Here is a 17,397-nt window from a genome sequence, read left to right as displayed (position 1 = left end):
TCAAACTGTCAACGGAAGATGCCGGTGTGTCCCAGTGAGTAGCGGCCGGGCTGCGGGTACACGGCCAGACCGTGCGGACCGCTGCCCACGGGGATGCGGGCCAGCTGGACGCCGGTGCGGGTGTCGATGGCGTACACCTCGGAGTCGTAACGGCCCGACAGCCAGAGGGTCTTGCCGTCCGCCGAGACGCCGCCCATGTCGGGGCTGCCGCCCTGCGGGAGCTTCCACTTCTTGGTGATCTTGTTCTTCGGGAAGTCGAAGACGGAGATGCTGCCCTCGCCGCGGTTGGAGACGTACATCTCCTTGGAGTCGCGGCTGACGTACAGGCCGTGGCAGCCCTTGCCGGTGCGCAGCAGCTTCGGCTTCGTGAACTTCTTGCCGTCGAGGACCCACATGCCGTGGGCCATCATGTCGGCGATGTAGAACTTCTTGCCGTCGGGGGACATCTTCACGTCCTGCGGCATGGCGCCCTTGAGGGGGAGCTTCTGCTGGTCGACGATACGCATCTGTTCCGTGTCTACCTTGAGGAGTTCGCCGGAGAACTCGCAGGAGACGATGAAGTAGCGGCCGTCCATGGAGAAGTCGGCGTGGTTGACGCCGGCGCAGCTGACGGGGACGGTCTTGACGCGGTTCATGGTCTTGGGGTCGCGGAAGACGAGTTCGCGGTCCATGGAGGCCATGACGACGGCGTACTTGCCGTTCGGCGTGAAGTAGAGGTTGTACGGGTCGGAGACCTCGACGGTGCGGCCGGTCTTGCCGGTCACCGGGTCGATGGCGGTGAGGCTGTCGCCGAGGTCGTTGTTGACCCACAGGGTCTTCATGTCCCAGGAGGGGACGACGTGCTGCGGCTGGTCGCCGACCTTGATGGTCTTGACGACCTTGAACTTCTTGGGGTCGATGACGGAGATGGTGTCGGACTCGGTGTTGGGGACGTAGACGCGCGGCAGGAACTTCTCCGCCACGGGCGCCAGGGCGTTCGGCCGGTCGGCGGCGTACGCGTCCTTGGGGTCGAGGACCGGCGGCATGCCGGGCAGGCCGGGGGCCACCTTGGGCTTGGCGGGCTCGCGGGCGCCCTGCGTACCGAGGGCTTCGTCGGTCCGCTTGTCGGCGCCGCAGCCGGCGAGGGCGGCGAGCACCGCGCCCGCGGCGAGCAGAGCGGCGGTGCGCGTGGTCAGGTCGAGTTTCGTGGGGGGCATCAGGTCAGCAGCTCCGTGGTCGTCACCGCGTGCAGTCCGCGGCGTTCCAGTTCTTGCAGGACGTCGGGGAGCGCGGCGACCGTGTCCGCGTACCCGAAGTGGAGGCTCACCACGGATCCCGCGCGGACCTCGGCGGCGATCTTGCGGGTGATGGCCGGGGCGCCCGGCGAGGTGTGGTCGAGGGAGTCGACGTCGTACGAGAGGACGTGCGGGTAGCCGGCGCGGCGGGCGAGGCGTTCGACGAGGGGGGTCGCCGTCCGGGTGCGCGAGGGGCGGAACCAGGTGCCGATGGAGCCGGTGAGACGGCGCAGGCGGTCCGCGCAGCCGGTGATCTCGGCGTAGGCGTCGGTCTCGGACATGGTGTTGATGTCGAGGTGGCGCAGGGTGTGGTTGCCGAGGTCGTGGCCGCCGTCGAGGATGCGGCGGGCGAGGCCGGGGTGTTCGTCGAGCCAGGTGCCCACGGCGAGGACGGTGACGCGGGCGCCCGCTTTCTCCGCCTGGGCGAGCAGAGCCTTGGCGGTGGCGGGGTCGCCCTGGCCGTGGAAGGTGAGCGCGACGTCGGGCCGGGTGCGGGTGCCGTGGGTGATCTGGACGGGCCGGCCGGGGAAGCGGTGAGGGGCGGGGGCGGCCGCCGGGGCCGGGCGGGGGATTCCGGACGTGGGCGGGCGGGCGCGGGCGGGGGCGCCGCCGGTCGCCGCGCACCCGGCGGTGAGCACGCTCGCGGCGGCAAGGGCGGCGCCCGCGCGCAGGGCTCTGCGGCGGTCGGTCTCGATCACGCGACCATTTAATAGGGAAGGGGGGGCAAAGATGCCGATTGCTCGCATTTGTCGCCTTGCGGGTCGAAGACCGGAGGGACGGCCTCCACTTACCGACCCCTTGCGTATCGACAGCCACAGGGAGCGCTTAACCAGCGTTTACCAGGCAGGTGTCCCATCTCACCAAGGATTCACCTCTAAACTGTCATGTTTTGCCCATCTATGGGCTGATGAGTACTTTTGGATCGGTGACGCCCGTCTGCCATAGTCGGAGACACGACCCCCATTGACCCGGGCCAGGTCGTCACGGCGCCGTGGAACACACCCCATACATCCACGGCGCTTCCCGAAAGCCCCCACCGTGCCCGACAGCGGCCGCCGGGGGCTTTCGCGTATCCGCCCCCGCGCCGCGTATCCGCCCCCGCTTCCCCGCAGCCGCCCTCAGCGGTCGCAGATCCGCATCTCGAACCAGGTCGTCTTGCCGCGCGGCAGCAGGTCCGCGCCCCACCGGTCGGAGAGCTTGTCGACGAGGGAAAGGCCGCGGCCGCTGATGTCCATCTCGTGGACCGGCATCAGGCAGGGCAGCCCGCGCGAGGGGTCGCGGACCTCGACGCGGATCCAGCCGCGCCGCTTCTCCATACGCAGGCCGAAGACGCGGGCGCCGGTGTGCCGCACGGCGTTCCCGACGAGCTCGGAGACGAGCAGGACGACGTCCTCGGTGAGCTTCGGGGAGAGCCGCCAGGTGCGCAGGACGACGACCTGGGCGAGGCGGCGCGCGATGGCGGCGGACTCCGGGCGCGACGGCAGCGGCACCTCCGCTTCCGTCGGATTGCCGAACAACTCCAGCGCTTTCAGCGCGTGTTCGTCCTCTACCGCCGGCGACCAGCGTGCCGCGGTCGCACTCCCGTGCCGCCGCGGGTGTTCGTAACCCTCCAGCCCCGCCATGCCCCCCATCATGGCCGCCCAGAGGGCCCTCCGGGGGCGTTCCTGCGGAATAAGCCCCCCGGAACCAACCATTCCGGGGGACGGAAAAGGCATATGCCAGTGGCAGAAAACTGCCGAAAAAACGTGCATGACCTGTGGCATTCTCCCACTCAGGGGCGATTGCCGAGCGCCGGGCGCGGGGCGGACTCAAGGTTGCGTCAAGCCGCTCGTAAACCGCCCCTTCGGGGGACAGCCCCGGCTGACGCCACCCCAACTAGGGGTGTGGCGGCCCTAGTTCAGTGGAACGCGGTGGCCTTCGCGTCAGAGGAACTTGGCCTTGCCCGGGCCCTCCTCGACGAAGCTGCGCATGCCCCGCTCCCGGTCCTCGGTGGCGAACAGCCCCGCGAACCACGTGCGCTCGATGGCCAGCCCCGTGTCGAGGTCCGTCTCCAGGCCCGCGTCGATGGACTCCTTGGCGGCGCGCAGCGCGATGGCCGGGCCCTGGGCGAGGCGGGCGGCCCAGGCGTGCGCCTGCTCGTACACCTCGGCGGCGGGTACGACGCGGTCCACCAGGCCGATGGCGAGAGCCTCCGGGGCCTTCACTTGGCGCCCGGTGAAGATGAGGTCCTTGGCCTTGGACGGGCCGACCAGGCGGGCCAGGCGCTGGGTGCCGCCCGCGCCGGGGATGAGGCCGAGCAGGATCTCGGGCTGGCCGAGCTTGGCGTTGTCGGCGGCGATGCGGAAGTCCGCGCAGAGCGCCAGCTCGCAACCGCCGCCGAGGGCGTAGCCGTTGACGGCGGCGACGACGGGCTTGGGGATGCGGGCGACGGCGGTGAAGGACTCCTGGAGGGCCCCGGAGCGCGCGATCATGGCCGCGTGGTCCATGGCCTGCATCTCCTTGATGTCCGCGCCGGCCGCGAACACCTTCTCGCCGCCGTGGATGACCACGGCGCGCACGTCGTCGCGGCGCGTGGCCTCGGCGGCGAGCTCCTTGAGGCGGTCCTGGGTGGCGATGTCCAGGGCGTTCATCGGGGGGCGGTCGAGTCGGATCGTGCCGACGCCTTCGGCGACTTCGAGGGTTGCAGTCATGCGCAGCAGGTTAACGGGGGCTAACGCGGAAGAGGAGAGGGGCCCGGCGCACTGGTCCGCAGTGCGCCGGGCCCCGCAGGTCACTCATCGGGCGGCGTTACGCCTTCCACTGCTCCCACGGCATGTTCCAGCCGTTGAAGCCGTTCTCCGGCTGGATCTTCTTGTCCGCGGAGTTCTTCACCACGACGACGTCGCCGATCATCGAGTTGTTGAAGAACCATCCGCCGGGCGTCGTCTTGCTGTAGCCGCCGCGTACGTCGCTCAGGCCTATGCAGCCGTGGCTGGCGTTGGTGTTGCCGAAGGCGCCGCCCGACCAGTAGTTGCCGTGGATGAACGTGCCGGAGGTCGACAGGCGCATCGCGTGCGGGACGTCCTTGATGTCGTACTCGCCGCCGAAGCCGACGGTCTCGCCGTTCATCCGGGTCACCTGGAGCTTCTCGCTGATGACCATCTCGCCGTTGTACGTGGTCGTGCCGGGCGCGCCCGCGGTGATCGGGATCTTCTTGATCTGCTTGCCGTCGCGGACGACCGTCATCTGGTGCGTCTTGGCGTCGACGGTGGAGACCTGGCTGCGGCCGATGGTGAAGTCCAGGGTCTTGGACTGCTTGCCGTAGACGCCCGGGCGGCCCTCGACACCGTCGAGGTTGAGCTTGACGGTGACCTTGGTGCCGGCCTTCCAGTACTTCTCCGGGCGGAAGTCGAGGCGGTCGTTGCCGAACCAGTGGCCCTCGACGGGCACCGACGGCTCGGTCTTGATCCGGATGGCCTTCTCGACGGCCTCCGGGTCGGTGATGCCCCGGGTGAACTTCACCGAGAACGGCATTCCGACGCCGACCTTCGAGCCGTCCTCCGGAGTGAACTGGCCGATGAAGGTGTTCTTCGGGGTCAGCGTGGTGAAGGTGGTGTCCTTGGCGGACGCGCGGCCCTCGGAGTCCTTGGCGACGGCGTGGACCTTGTACGTGGTGGCCGCCGCGAGGTGGTGCGCGGGGGCCCAGCCGGTGCCGCCCGAGGTGATCTTGCCGGGGACCGGATTGCCCTTGCTGTCCTCGACCTTGACCTCGGCGAGCTTGCCCTTGTCGGCGGATATCTTCAGGGCGCCGCTGGTGGCCACCGACTCCGCCCCGTCCTTGGGGGCTATCGTCACGACGGCCGCGGAAGGGGCGTTCTTGTCCGCCGTGTCCTTGCCGCCGTCGCCCGCGTCCGAGCCGCCGCCCCCGCCGCATGCCGCGACCGCCAGCAGTGCCGCTCCCGACAGCGCCGCCGTCAGTCCTCTGGCGCCCCTTCGCCGCACGCGCCCGCGCGCGTCCGCCGAAGCCCCCGATATAGGTCGCCCGTTCACGATGTGTCTCCCCTCGCACGGCCTGGATCCAGGCCCGCACCCCAGTGCACCTGCGCGTTTCAGACACGCGCAAGCGATAGATAACCACACGGATCCGGGAGGCGACTCCCCGCCAATGTCACCGTTCCGTTCCAACTGCCCGTGGGGTGCGGATGGATCTTGGTCAGCCGTCCTTCACCCGGACTTCACCCAGTCCTTCCACTCCATGTTCCAGCCGCCGAGGCCGTTGTCGGGGGCGACTTTCTTGTCCTTGCTGTTGACCACTTCGACGACGTCCCCGATGAGGGTCCGGTCGAAGAACCAGCCCGCGGGCGTCTTCGCGCTGCCGCCCTTCACGTCGCGCAGACCGACGCAGCCGTGGCTGACATTGGTCTCTCCGGGGGCGTCGGGCGCCCAGTAGTTGCCGTGCAGGAAGGTGCCGGAGGTCGTCAGGCGGATGGCGTGCGGCACGTCGGGGATGTCGTACTCGCCGCCGAAGCCGACGGTGCGGCTGTTCATACGGGTCACCTCCAGCATCTCCGTGACCACCATCTTCCCGTTGTACGTGGGGGTCTTGGGGGCGCCCGCGGTGATCGGCACCGTGGAGAGCAGCTCGCCGTCGCGGCGTACCTCCATGGTGTGCTCGGCGGCGTCGACCAGGGACTCCTGGTGGCGGCCGACGGTGAAGGCGAAGGTCTTGTCCTGGAGGCCGTAGACCCCGGGGGCGGCCTCGACGTCCCGCAGGCGCAGGGCGACGGTGACCTTGGTGCCGGGCTTCCAGTACTTCTCGGGGCGGAAGTCCACCCGGGTGCGGCCGAACCAGTGCGGGCGGATGTCGACGGCGGGGCGCGCGCTCACGTGGATGGCGCGCTGCACGGCCTCGCGGTCGCGGACCTCCTCGTTGAACTCCAGGGAGACGATCATTCCGGTGCCGACCGTGGCACGGTTCTCGGGCGCCATGTAGGCGACGAAGCGCTCGTCGGGGACGGCCGTGCGGAAGGTGGTGTGCCGGGCCGAGCGGCGGCCGTGGCCGTCCAGGGCGACGGCGTCGACGGCGTACGTGGCGGCGACCGCGAGCGGGCCCTTGTCCACCGGCCGCCAGGTCATGCCGTCCACGCTGATGCGGCCGGGCACCTCGAACTTCTGCGCGTCCTGCGTCCGGACCACCTTGACGGACTCCAGCCGCCCGCCCGGGACCTTCACCGTCAGCCGTTCGTGGGGCTTGACCCCCTTGCTCCCGTCGTCGGGCGACACCCGGATCGCGTCCGCGGGCGAGCGCGATTTGCCGAGGACCGTGTCCAGTCCACCACCGGTACAGCCCGCCGCCCCCACCAGCAGGCCTGTCCATGCCACCACCGCGGCCAGCGCGGTCCCTGCGCGCCGTGCGCGCCTCGCAACCTGTCTCACGTGGGACCCAACGACCGTCGTCCCCCGGGGAAACGTGAGTGCGACGCGCGCGCTGGGCAGAACAGTGGGGAGGACGACGTAGGGGGAGCCGCGGCCGGGACGCCGTATGCCCTTCTTCGCGCGTCGGCCGACAGAGCCGCGGGAGGCTGACAGGTGTCGAGCGCATCCGAGCAAGGGACAGTGCGGGAGGCACGGGCGAAGGGGCGCGCCGCGCCCGAGGGGCCGGCCCCGCGGTCAACGGGAGCCGGCGGGCCGTGGCACGCGCGGCGCCCACGCGGCCGGTGTGGCCGGGGGCGCCGACGCCGCTCGGCGCGCGTTGCAAGGCCGGTCCTGACGGCGTGGCGGGCACCAACTTCGCGCTGTGGGCGGGCGGGGCGGAGGCGGTGGAGCTGTGCCTGTTCGACACCGAGGGGTCCAGGGTCGTCGAGACGCGCTGCGCGCTGACGGAGCTGACGCACGGGATCTGGCACGGCTTCGTGCCGGGCGTGCGCCCCGGGCAGCGGTACGGCTACCGCGTGCACGGCCGGTGGGACCCGTGGACGGGCGCCCGCTGGAACCCGGCGAAGCTGCTCCTGGATCCGTACGCGCGTGCGGTGGACGGCGACTTCACGCTGCCGGCGGAGGTGTACGGGCATGTGCGCGACTGGCCGCAGCAGCATGTGGCGGACACCGTGCGCGACGACCGGGACTCGGCGCCGTACGTCCCCAAGGGCGTGGTCGTGCACGACGACGCGCCGGACGACGAGTGGGCCGACGACCGGCGGCCGAAGACGCCGTGGGCGGACTCGGTCATCTACGAGCTGCATGTGCGGGGCTTCACCAAGCTGCACCCGGGGGTGCCCGAGGAGCTGCGGGGTACGTACGCGGGTCTGGCGCATCCGGCGGCGCTGGAGCATCTCGTACGGCTGGGGGTGACGGCGGTGGAGCTGCTGCCGGTGCACCAGTTCGCGCACGAGGACCACCTGCTGCGGCGGGGGCTCAAGAACTACTGGGGGTACAACTCCATCGGCTACTTCGCGCCGCACGCGGCGTACGCGGCGTCGGGGACGGCGGGGCAGCAGGTCGGCGAGTTCAAGCGGATGGTGCGGGCGCTGCACGAGGCGGGCATCGAGGTGATCCTCGACGTGGTCTACAACCACACGGCGGAGGCCGGTGAGCTGGGCCCGATGCTGTCGCTCAAGGGCATCGACAACCGCGGCTACTACCGGCTCCAGCCGAACGACGCGCGGCGGTACGCGGACTACACGGGCTGCGGCAACACGCTCCAGGTCGTCCAGCCGCACGTGCTGCGCCTCATCACGGACTCGCTGCGGTACTGGGTGACGGAGATGGGGGTGGACGGCTTCCGCTTCGACCTGGCGGCGGCGCTCGCCCGGTCCTTCCACGACGTCGACATGCTCTCGCCGTTCCTCGCGGTGATCGCGCAGGACCCGGTCCTGCGGCGCGTGAAGCTGATCGCCGAGCCGTGGGACGTGGGGTCGGGGGGCTACCAGGTGGGTGCTTTCCCGCCGCTGTGGACGGAGTGGAACGACCGCTACCGGGGGGCGGTACGGGACTTCTGGCGGGGCGCGCTGCCCGACGTACGGGATCTGGGGTACCGGCTCTCGGGGTCGAGCGACCTGTACGCGTGGGGCGGGCGCAGGCCGTACGCGTCGGTGAACTTCGTGACCGCGCACGACGGCTTCACCCTGCGGGACCTGGTGACCTACGAGCGCAAGCACAACGAGGCCAACGGCGAGGGGAACCGGGACGGCGCCGACGACAACCGCTCCTGGAACTGCGGCGCCGAGGGCGAGACGGACGACGAGGGCGTCGCGGCGCTGCGACGGCGGCAGCTGCGCAACCTCATGACGACGCTGCTGCTCTCCACCGGCGTGCCGATGTTCGTCGCTGGCGACGAGATGGGGCGCACGCAGCGCGGCTCGAACAACGCGTACTGCCAGGACAACGAGGTCAGCTGGGTCGACTGGGGGCTGCGGGACGAGCCGGGCTGGCGTGAGCTGTTCGCGCTGACGGCACGCCTGGTGGAGCTGCGGCACCGGCACCCGGTGCTGCGGCGCCGGGCGTTCTTCTCCGGGCGGGCGCACTCGGCGGACGGCCTGCGGGACCTGGCGTGGTTCACGCCGCGGGGCACGGAGATGACGGAGGCCGACTGGTACGCGCCCGCCGCGACGCTCGGGATGTACCTCTCCGGGCGGGACATACCCGGCCGGGACGCGCGGGGGGCGCCGGTGGTCGACGACAGTTTCCTGGCGGTCCTGCACGCGGCGGACCGGCCGCTGGAGTTCGTGCTGCCGGGACCGCCGTGGGCGCGGTCCTATGAGGTCGTGGTGGACACGGCGCTGGAGGAGCAGGAGGCGCCGCCGGGCACGGTGCACCGGGCGGGGGCCGCGGTGACGGTGCCGGGGCGGTCGGTGCTGCTGCTGCGGGTCGGCCACACCTGACGTGGCGGCGGGCACGGGCCCGCCGCCACTTTCGCAAGCCCGCGCTCCGGCACTTGGTCCAGACCGGAGTATTGCCGCGCCCCCGGGCGGGCGCCAAGCTCGGGCCATGGACCTTGAGTTGCGGCACCTGAAGACGATTCGGGCGATCGCCGACGCGGGCAGCCTGACCAAGGCCGCCACCGTGCTCGGGCTGGCGCAGCCCGCGCTGAGCGCGCAGCTGAAGCGGATCGAGCGCGCTCTCGGCGGGGAGCTGTTCGAGCGGGGGCGGCACGGGGTGCGGGCCACCGCGCTCGGTGAGTTCGTCCTGGCGCGGGCGCGGGTGGTGCTGCCCGCGGTGAGCGGACTGCGGGAGGAGGCGCGGCGGTTCGCGCGGGCCTGGGAGGGCGGCCGCGGGTTCCGGCTCGGCGGGACGCACGGGCCGCTGCTCGGCGCCCTGGTGGACCGGCTCGCCACCGCGCATCCGGGGGTGCCGGTGTCGACGCACATCTCCTGGTCGGAGCGGGAGATCGCGGCGCTGACGGCGGCCGGGAACCTCGACTTCGCGCTGGTGGGCACGTGCGGGCCGAGCGCGCCGCCCGAGAGCGAGGTGCTGGTGTGGCGGGAGGTGGGCCGCGACCCCGTCTTCGTCATGCTGCCGACCGGCCATCCGCTCGCCGGCCACCAGGAGATAGAGCTGGGGCGGTTCGCCGGCGAGGCGTGGACGGACGTACCGGGCGACGGCTGTTTCGCGGACTGCTTCACCGCGGCGTGCGCGCGCGCCGGGTTCACCCCTTCGCGGGTGTACGAGACGGATGTGGCGTCCTGCGTTCATCTGGTGCAGGTGGGGCGGGCGGTGGGGCTGTGCCGGGCGACGTTCCCGCCGACGCCGGGGCTGGTGACGCGGGCGCTCGCGGGGACGCCGCTGTACTGGCGGCACGTGCTCGGCTGGCATCCGGCGGCCCCGGCCCACGACACCGCGGCCGCGGTCTTCGCGCAGGCCCGCACGGCGCACGCCGAGGCCGCGGCCCGCAGCGAGAGTTACACGGCGTGGCTCGCGGCGCCTTCCATAACGCCGGGGACGGGGGTCGACTGACAGTTACCGGGGGGAGGTTGAGGCTTCTACGGTGTGGGCGATCCCCGCTCGTGTCTGCTCGATCCGGCTCGGGCCTGCTCGTTCGGGTCGTTCCGGCTCGGGCCTGCTCGTTCGGGTCGTTCCGGCTCGGGCCTGCTCGTTCCCCACTCATCCCTCGCGAACCGAGGAGTCCCCCGCATGCTCCCCACCCCGCACAGACAACCCGTCCCCCGCAGAGGTGCCACCGCTCACCGACGTGCCGCCGCGGCCTGTGCCGCGTTCGCCGCGGCCGGTGCCCTGGTCCTCGCCGGGCTGCCCGGCAGCGCGTCCGCCCAGGCCGGTCCGGCCGCCGCCGCCCCGTTGCCCTCCCCCGCCGAGAGCGCCGCCGTCGGCAAGACCTCTCCCGGAGTCTTGAAGGCGATGCAGCGCGACCTCGGCCTGACGTCGGCGCAGGCCAAGGCTCGTCTGGTCAACGAGGCCGACGCCGGCGCCGACGCGGGAGCCCTGCGCAACGCGCTCGGCCGCACCTTCGCGGGCGCCTGGGTGCACGGCGCCACCTCCCAGCAGCTCACCGTGGCCACCACCGACGCCGCCGACGTGCCCGCCATCGAGGCGCGCGGCGCGAGGGCCGAGGTCGTGCGGCACTCCGTGGCCCGCCTCGACGCCGCGAAGGCCCGCCTCGACCGGGCGGCGAAGAAGACGGCGACGCGCGACGCGCCCGTCTGGTACGTCGACGTGCGCTCCAACGCGGTCGTGGTGCGCGCCGTCGAGGCCGCCGCCGCCACCTCCCTGGTCTCCGCCGCGGGGGTCGACTCCGGCCTCGTACGCGTGGAGGAGACCACGGAACGGCCGCGTCCGCTGTACGACCTGGTGGGCGGCGACGCGTACTACATGGGAGGCGGGCGCTGCTCCATCGGCTTCTCCGTCACCAAGGGCGCCCAGCAGGGCTTCGCCACGGCGGGGCACTGCGGACGCGCGGGAACGGCGACCACCGGCTACAACCGGGTGGCGCAGGGCACCTTCCAGGGGTCCGTCTTCCCCGGCAGGGACATGGCCTGGGTCGCCACGAACGCGCAGTGGACCGCCACCCCGTACGTGAAGGGCCCGGGGGGCCAGCGGGTCGGCGTCGGGGGCTCCACACAGTCCCCGGTGGGTGCGTCGATCTGCCGGTCCGGCTCCACTACGGGGTGGCACTGCGGCACGATCTCGCAGCACAACACCAGCGTCACCTATCCCGAGGGCACCATCAGCGGCGTGACCCGGACGACGGTCTGCGCGGAGCCCGGTGACTCGGGCGGCTCCTACATCTCCGGCAGCCAGGCGCAGGGCGTCACCTCGGGCGGCTCGGGCAACTGCCGCAGCGGCGGCACGACCTTCCACCAGCCGATCAATCCGCTGCTCCAGCAGTTCGGCCTGACGCTGAGGACCACGGGGGGCGGCGACCCCGGTCCCGGTCCCGGCCCCGGCGATCCCGAGCCGGGCGGCACGTGGGCTGCCGGCAAGGTGTACGCGGCGGGTGACTCGGTCACGTACGGCGGCTCGACGTACCGCTGCTTGCAGCCGCATCAGGCGCAGCCGGGCTGGGAGCCGCCGAGTACGCCCGCGCTGTGGGAAGCCGTCTGACCGCCGGTCAGTCGGCTGCCGGCGTGCGTGGCTGAGGGGTCCGGGGCCTCCCCGGGCCTGCCCAGCCCTACGACCAGCGGAGTACCGCGTACGGGCCAAAACTCGGTGGGCACTGTCAGTGACGGTCCGTAGGCTCGCTCCTGATGCCGAAATCAGATGACCCCGCCTCGGATTCCGCCACCAAGGAACGGTCCACGGTCCGGACGCTGCTGCGCCTGTGGCCGTACGTGCGCCCGGTCCGAACCCGCCTGATCACCGCGGCCGTCGTCGCCGTCATCGCCTCCTGTACGGGACTGCTCTTCCCCCTCGTACTGAAGTGGATGGTGGACGGCCCGGTGGCCGACGGGGACGGGGCGGGCGTATGGCTGGGGGCGCTCCTGCTGCTTCTGCTCGGCGTGACGGAGGCGTTGCTCTTCGGGCTGCGGCGGTGGCTCGTCGCCCGGCCGCTGGCGAGCGTGGAGGCCGCCATGCGGGCGGACCTCTTCCGCCACCTCCAGCGGCTGCCGGTGGCCTTCCATGACCGGTGGGCGTCGGGGCAGTTGCTCTCGCGCGGCACGACGGATCTGATGCTGCTGCGCATGTTCCTCGCCTTTCCGCTGACGTTCCTGCTGGTCAACGGCGCGACGATCGTGGTCGGCGTGATCATTCTGCTGGGCCAGGACTTCATGCTCGGCCTTGTGCTGCTCGCACCCGTGGCCCCGATGGTGATCGTCTGCGCGTACTACGAGGGGCGCTACACCGCGGTGGCGCGGCGCGCGCAGGACCAGGTCGGCGATCTGACGACGGTCGTCGAGGAGAGCGTGCTCGGCATCCGCATCATCAAGGGCTTCGGCCGCCACCGCAGCCAGGCGCGGGCGTTCCGCGAGCTGTCGCACACGCTGCGGGGCACGGAACTGGCCAAGGCACGTATCCTCGCGGCGATCTACGCGGTGATCATGTCGCTGCCGGAGGCCGCGATCGGGGCGGCGCTCGTGCTCGGCACGGTGCGGGTCGCCGACGGCGGCCTGTCGGCCGGCACGCTGGTCGCCTTCCTGTCGACGGCACTGGCGCTGCGCTGGCCGGTGGAGTCGATCGGCTTCCTGCTCGCGATGACACAGGAGTCGGCGACGGCCACGGAGCGGTACTTCGAGGTGATGGACGCGGAGCCGGAGGACGGGGGCTCGGCGGCGCGGGGTGGCGGAGGTTCGGGGGTACGTGCCGGCGGTTCGGCAGCGCGGGGCGGCGGTGCGGAGGCGCGAGCCGGCAGCTCCGGAGCACGCGGCGGGGGCGGCTCGGAGACGCCCGCCGACGGCTCCGGGGCACGAGCCGGAGACTCGACGGCGCGAGCCGCCGGACAAGAGCCGCAAGCCGACGCTCGGGCCACGCGAGCCGCCGGCTCGGACACGCGGGCCGGCAGCTCCGGAGCACGCGGCGGGGGCACGGAGGCGGGCGTGGCCGACTCCGATGGGGGCGGCGGCGGACTGCGTTTCCACGGCGTCGAGTTCAGATACCCCGACGCCCCGCCGGACGCGCCGCCCGTTCTCAGCGGCGTCGATCTGCGCATCCGCCCCGGCGAGACCATGGCTCTGGTCGGTGCGACCGGGAGTGGCAAGACGACCCTCGCCGCGCTGGTGCCGCGTCTGCACGAGGTGAGCGGGGGCCGCATCACGCTGGACGGCGAGGACATCACGGCGATGGACCGCGAGCGGCTGCGCGCGCTGGTGGCCGTCGCCTTCGAGGAGCCCACGCTGTTCTCCGCGACGGTCGGCGAGAACGTCCTGATGGGCGCCGAGGAGGGCGCCGGGGAGGCCGAGTTGGCGCGGGCGCTCGACGTGGCGCAGGCCGGCTTCGCGCACGCCCTGCCGCAGGGCACCGACACCCAGGTCGGCGAGCAGGGGCTGAGCCTGTCCGGCGGTCAGCGCCAGCGCCTGGCCCTGGCGCGCGCGGTGGTGGGCCGCCCCCGCTTCCTCGTCCTGGACGACCCGCTCTCCGCGCTCGACGTCCACACGGAGGCGCTGGTGGAGGCGGCGCTGCGGCGGGTCCTCGCGGATACGACCGCGCTGATCGTCGCGCACCGCCCCTCCACGGTGCAGCTCGCCGACCGGGTCGCGCTGCTGTCCGGCGGCCGCGTCGCCGCCGTCGGCACCCACCAGGAGCTGCTGCGGGAGAACGCGGAGTACGCCTGGCTGATGTCGGGCTCCGAGACCGCCGACCACACCGCCCCCGCCGACCGCGCCGCCGAGGAGGCTGCCCGATGACCACATCGTCGACACGGCCGCTGCCCCCTGCCGACAGGACCCCGGCCGACTCGGCGCCGGTGGAGCCCACGGCCGTGCACGAAGACCCCTTCGACAAGGACGACCTGCCCGCACCGCCCGGCGCCACCCGCGCGCTCCTGCGCTCGCTGCTCTCGCCGCTGCGCGGGCGCGTCGTCCTCGCCGCGGTCCTGCTCCTCGTGCAGCAGGCCGTCGTACAGGCCGGGCCGCTCCTCGTCGCGTACGCCATCGACCGGGGCGTGCCGGCCGTGCGCGCCGACGACTACGGCCCGCTGATCGCGGTCGCCGTGGGCTATCTGCTCTGCGCGGGCGCGTCGGGCGCCCTCCAGTACGCCTTCATCGTCGCCTCCGCGCGCGTCAACCAGGACGTGCTGCTCGATCTGCGCGGACGCATCTTCCGGCACGCGCAGGCGCTCAGCGTCGACTTCCACGACCGGTACACCTCCGGCCGGCTGATCTCCCGCTCCACCACCGACGTGGAGTCGCTGCGCGAGCTGCTCAGCGAAGGACTCCAGGAACTCATCACCGTTCTGCTCTCCTTCGTCTACATCTCGATGATGCTGCTCTGGCTCGACCTGGGCCTGGGCGGGCTCGCGGTGGCGTCCTTCGTGCCGCTCTACGCCCTCGTACGCCTCTACCAGCGGCGCGCCGGGGTGATGTACCGCAACCGCTCGACCGCGATCGCCGCGGTCATCGTGAAGTTCGCGGAGACCATGAACGGCATCCGGCCGGTGCGGGCCTTCCGCAGGGAGCGGGCCAATGACGCGGAGTTCGCCGTGCTCAACGGCCGCCACGAGCGCAGCAACGGCGACGCCATACTGGAGATGGCCCGCTACGTCGTCGGCTCCCGCCTGGTCGCCAACATCGCCGTGGCCGGGATCGTCCTGTGGGGCGCGCACCGCGTCGCGGACGGCGGTCTTGCGCTCGGCGTGCTCGCCGCCGCCGTGCTGTACCTGCGGCGGCTGTACGACCCGATCGACCGGCTCGGCATGTTCCTCAACTCCTACCAGTCGGCGGCCGCCTCCCTGGAGAAGGTGGCGGGCCTGCTCGCCCAGACCCCGACCGTGCCGGAGCCGGAGCCCTCCGCCGCGCGTGAGCTGCCCGCGCCGGAGTCGGCGCACCCGGGCCGCGAGGTGCGCTTCGACGGCGTGCGGTTCGCCTACCGCACGGGCGGTGAGGTGCTGCCCCGCTTCGATCTGACGCTGCCCGCCGGGCAGACCGTCGCCGTGGTCGGCTCGACCGGCGCGGGCAAGTCGACGCTGGCGAAGCTGCTCGCCCGCTTCTACGACCCGACGGAAGGCCGCGTCCTGCTGGACGGCGTCGATCTGCGGGAGCTGCCCGTCACGGAGCTGCGGCGCGGGGTGGTCATGGTGACGCAGGAGGCGTTCCTGTTCTCCGGCACGGTCGCCGAGAACATCGCGATCGGCCGCCCCGACGCCACCCGCGAGGAGATCGAGCACGCCGCCAAGGCCATCGGCGCGCATGACTTCATCGCGTCGCTGCCGGACGGGTACGACACGGACGTACGCAAGCGCGGTGGCCGGATCTCGGCGGGCCAGCGGCAGTTGGTGGCCTTCGCGCGGGCGCTGCTCGCCGACCCCGCGGTGCTGATCCTCGACGAGGCGACCAGCTCCCTGGACATCCCCGGCGAACGGGCCGTGCAGCGCGCCATGCACACGGTGCTGCGCGGCCGCACGGCGGTGGTGATCGCCCACCGCCTCTCCACCGTGGAGATCGCCGACCGGGTCCTGGTGATGGAGCACGGCCGCGTCGTGGAGGACGGCAGCCCCGCCGAACTCATCGCCGGCAAGGGCTCGTTCGCGGACCTGCACCGTGCGTGGCGGGAGAGCGTGGTGAGCTGAGGGCACGTTGGTCAGGGGCGTCGGCATCGCCTGCGGTGGGCCGCCTCAAGGCGCGATGCTCACACCGGCATGGCGGCTGGTACCGGCGCGTTCCCCGCCACCGTCCGGGCCGACAGGTGACGCTCGGCGTCCAGGGCCGCGGCCGCGCCCGTCCCCGCGGCGGTGATCGCCTGCCGGTAGGTGCGGTCGACCACGTCACCGGCGGCGAACACCCCGGGCAGGCTCGTACGCGTCGCCGGGGAGTCGACCGTTACGTGGCCCTCGGCGTCGAGGGCGAGCCGGCCGGTGAACAACTCGGTGCGCGGGTCGTGGCCGATCGCGATGAACAGTCCCGTCACATCGAGGTCGCGGGTGGCGCCGGTGAGGACGTCGCGCAGGACGACGCCCGCGAGCATGCCGCCGCTCTCCTTGATCTCGGCGATCTCGCTGTCGAAGGCGAAGGCGATCTTGTCGTCGGCGAAGGCCCGGCCCTGCGTGACCTTCGAGGCGTGCAGCGTGGAGCGGCGGTGGACGACGGTGACCGACGCGGCGAAGCGGGTGAGGAAGGTGGCTTCCTCCATGGCGGTGTCGCCGCCGCCGACCACGACGACGTCGCGGCCCTTGAAGAAGAACCCGTCGCAGGTCGCACACCACGAGACGCCCCGGCCGGACAGTTCGTCCTCCTTCGGCAGGCCGAGCTTGCGGCAGCCGGAGCCGGTCGCGATGATCACCGTCTTCGCGCGGTGCACGGTGCCCGTGGTGTCGGTGAGCAGCTTGGTGTCACCGGTGAGGTCGACGGCGACGATGTCGTCGTCGATCATCTCGGCGCCGCACTTCTCGGCCTGGGCCCGCATGGTCTCCATGAGGACGGGTCCGTCGACGCCGTCGGGGAAGCCGGGGAAGTTCTCCACCTCGGTCGTGGTCGTCAGCGAGCCGCCCACGAAGACGGAGCTGCCGAACAGCGGGGGCTTCAGCCGGGCGCGGGCGGTGCAGAGGGCGGCGGCGGGCCCGGAGCCGATGATGACGACGTCGCGTATCCCGCTCACGCCGTCGCCTGCGGCCGCGCCGGGGCGATCTCGGCGATCAGGCCCTCGACGAGGGTCTTGATCTCGTCGCGGATCGGGCGGACGGCCTCGACTCCCTGGCCCGCCGGATCCTCCAGCCGCCAGTCGAGGTAGCGCTTGCCGGGAAAGACGGGGCAGGTGTCGCCGCAGCCCATGGTGATGCAGACGTCGGACTCCTTCACCGCGTCGACGGTGAGGATCTTCGGCGTCTCCTTGGAGATGTCGATGCCGACCTCGGCCATGGCCTCGACAGCGGCCGGGTTGACGGCGGCGCCCGGGGCGAGCCGGCCGAGCGGACCTCGACGCGGTCCCCGGCCAGGTGGGTCAGCCAGGCGGCGGCCATCTGGGAGCGGCCGGCGTTGTGGACGCAGACGAACAGGACGGACGGCTTGTCGGCCATGGTGATCGTTCTCTCTCGTCGCATGGCGGA

At 72.2% G+C, this 17,397-nt stretch carries 12 protein-coding genes and 1 pseudogene; 5 read left to right on the top strand and 8 right to left on the bottom strand.

What is annotated here, in order from left to right; all coding sequences use genetic code 11:
• Positions 1–8: 8 nt before the first annotated feature.
• The 6 genes from ACOBQB_RS36420 to ACOBQB_RS36395 all read right to left on the bottom strand — a co-directional run bounded on the left by ACOBQB_RS36420 (position 9) and on the right by ACOBQB_RS36395 (position 6,647).
• The gene (locus ACOBQB_RS36420; RefSeq protein WP_423598105.1) at positions 9–1,196 is read right to left on the bottom strand and encodes a YncE family protein; all 1,188 of its coding nucleotides are present in this window, start codon (positions 1,194–1,196) and stop codon (positions 9–11) included.
• Positions 1,196–1,972, bottom strand: coding sequence for a polysaccharide deacetylase family protein (locus tag ACOBQB_RS36415; RefSeq protein WP_423598103.1), 777 nt, complete (start codon positions 1,970–1,972; stop codon positions 1,196–1,198). Before ACOBQB_RS36415 ends, ACOBQB_RS36420 begins: the two co-directional genes overlap by 1 nt.
• Positions 1,973–2,392: 420 nt before the next feature.
• Entirely contained in the window at positions 2,393–2,896 is a 504-nt protein-coding gene (locus tag ACOBQB_RS36410) for an ATP-binding protein (RefSeq protein ID WP_423598101.1), read from the bottom strand.
• 300 nt (positions 2,897–3,196) lie between these two features.
• Positions 3,197–3,964 carry an enoyl-CoA hydratase/isomerase family protein gene (locus ACOBQB_RS36405; RefSeq protein ID WP_423598099.1) on the bottom strand — a complete coding sequence of 256 codons (768 nt, stop codon included), beginning with the start codon at positions 3,962–3,964 and terminating at the stop codon, positions 3,197–3,199.
• 97 nt (positions 3,965–4,061) lie between these two features.
• A complete protein-coding gene (locus tag ACOBQB_RS36400) occupies positions 4,062–5,303 on the bottom strand; it encodes a L,D-transpeptidase (RefSeq protein WP_423598097.1) in 1,242 nt (413 codons plus the stop codon).
• 174 nt (positions 5,304–5,477) lie between these two features.
• Positions 5,478–6,647, bottom strand: a complete 1,170-nt coding sequence (locus ACOBQB_RS36395) for an Ig-like domain-containing protein (protein ID WP_423598981.1) — start codon at positions 6,645–6,647, stop codon at positions 5,478–5,480.
• A gap of 296 nt (positions 6,648–6,943) precedes the next feature.
• On the opposite strand from ACOBQB_RS36395, the gene glgX reads away from it, so the two are divergent.
• The 5 genes from glgX to ACOBQB_RS36370 all read left to right on the top strand — a co-directional run bounded on the left by glgX (position 6,944) and on the right by ACOBQB_RS36370 (position 15,924).
• A complete protein-coding gene (gene glgX, locus ACOBQB_RS36390; RefSeq protein WP_423598095.1) occupies positions 6,944–9,133 on the top strand; it encodes a glycogen debranching protein GlgX in 2,190 nt (729 codons plus the stop codon).
• 106 nt (positions 9,134–9,239) lie between these two features.
• Positions 9,240–10,205, top strand: a complete 966-nt coding sequence (locus tag ACOBQB_RS36385) for a LysR family transcriptional regulator (protein ID WP_423598093.1) — start codon at positions 9,240–9,242, stop codon at positions 10,203–10,205.
• A 177-nt stretch (positions 10,206–10,382) separates the two neighbouring features.
• Positions 10,383–11,807, top strand: coding sequence for a carbohydrate-binding protein (locus ACOBQB_RS36380; RefSeq protein WP_423598091.1), 1,425 nt, complete (start codon positions 10,383–10,385; stop codon positions 11,805–11,807).
• Between the two features lie 143 nt (positions 11,808–11,950).
• Positions 11,951–14,044, top strand: a complete 2,094-nt coding sequence (locus ACOBQB_RS36375; protein ID WP_423598090.1) for an ABC transporter ATP-binding protein — start codon at positions 11,951–11,953, stop codon at positions 14,042–14,044.
• Entirely contained in the window at positions 14,041–15,924 is a 1,884-nt protein-coding gene (locus ACOBQB_RS36370) for an ABC transporter ATP-binding protein (RefSeq protein ID WP_423598088.1), read from the top strand. Before ACOBQB_RS36375 ends, ACOBQB_RS36370 begins: the two co-directional genes overlap by 4 nt.
• 59 nt (positions 15,925–15,983) lie before the next feature.
• Here the strand turns inward: ACOBQB_RS36370 and ACOBQB_RS36365 are convergent, their stop codons facing one another.
• Positions 15,984–16,949, bottom strand: coding sequence for an NAD(P)/FAD-dependent oxidoreductase (locus ACOBQB_RS36365; RefSeq protein WP_423598086.1), 966 nt, complete (start codon positions 16,947–16,949; stop codon positions 15,984–15,986).
• Positions 16,946–17,367: pseudogene (locus tag ACOBQB_RS36360) on the bottom strand (arsenate reductase ArsC). The gene ACOBQB_RS36365 and the pseudogene ACOBQB_RS36360 overlap by 4 nt, the downstream one beginning before the upstream one ends.
• Positions 17,368–17,397: the final 30 nt, after the last annotated feature.

This window comes from Streptomyces sp. G5(2025) (assembly GCF_049542075.1).
GTDB lineage: Bacteria > Actinomycetota > Actinomycetes > Streptomycetales > Streptomycetaceae > Streptomyces.
Note: the sequence above shows the minus strand (reverse complement) of the source record. Positions and strands in the feature narration are given on the sequence as shown.

Coding starts and splice junctions, on each gene's coding strand:
- ACOBQB_RS36420 (WP_423598105.1), bottom strand. CDS start 1,196: ATGCCCCCCACGAAACTCGACCTGACCACGCGCACCGCCGCTCTGCTC.
- ACOBQB_RS36410 (WP_423598101.1), bottom strand. CDS start 2,896: ATGGCGGGGCTGGAGGGTTACGAACACCCGCGGCGGCACGGGAGTGCG.
- ACOBQB_RS36405 (WP_423598099.1), bottom strand. CDS start 3,964: ATGACTGCAACCCTCGAAGTCGCCGAAGGCGTCGGCACGATCCGACTC.
- ACOBQB_RS36385 (WP_423598093.1), top strand. CDS start 9,240: ATGGACCTTGAGTTGCGGCACCTGAAGACGATTCGGGCGATCGCCGAC.
- ACOBQB_RS36380 (WP_423598091.1), top strand. CDS start 10,383: ATGCTCCCCACCCCGCACAGACAACCCGTCCCCCGCAGAGGTGCCACC.
- ACOBQB_RS36375 (WP_423598090.1), top strand. CDS start 11,951: ATGCCGAAATCAGATGACCCCGCCTCGGATTCCGCCACCAAGGAACGG.
- ACOBQB_RS36370 (WP_423598088.1), top strand. CDS start 14,041: ATGACCACATCGTCGACACGGCCGCTGCCCCCTGCCGACAGGACCCCG.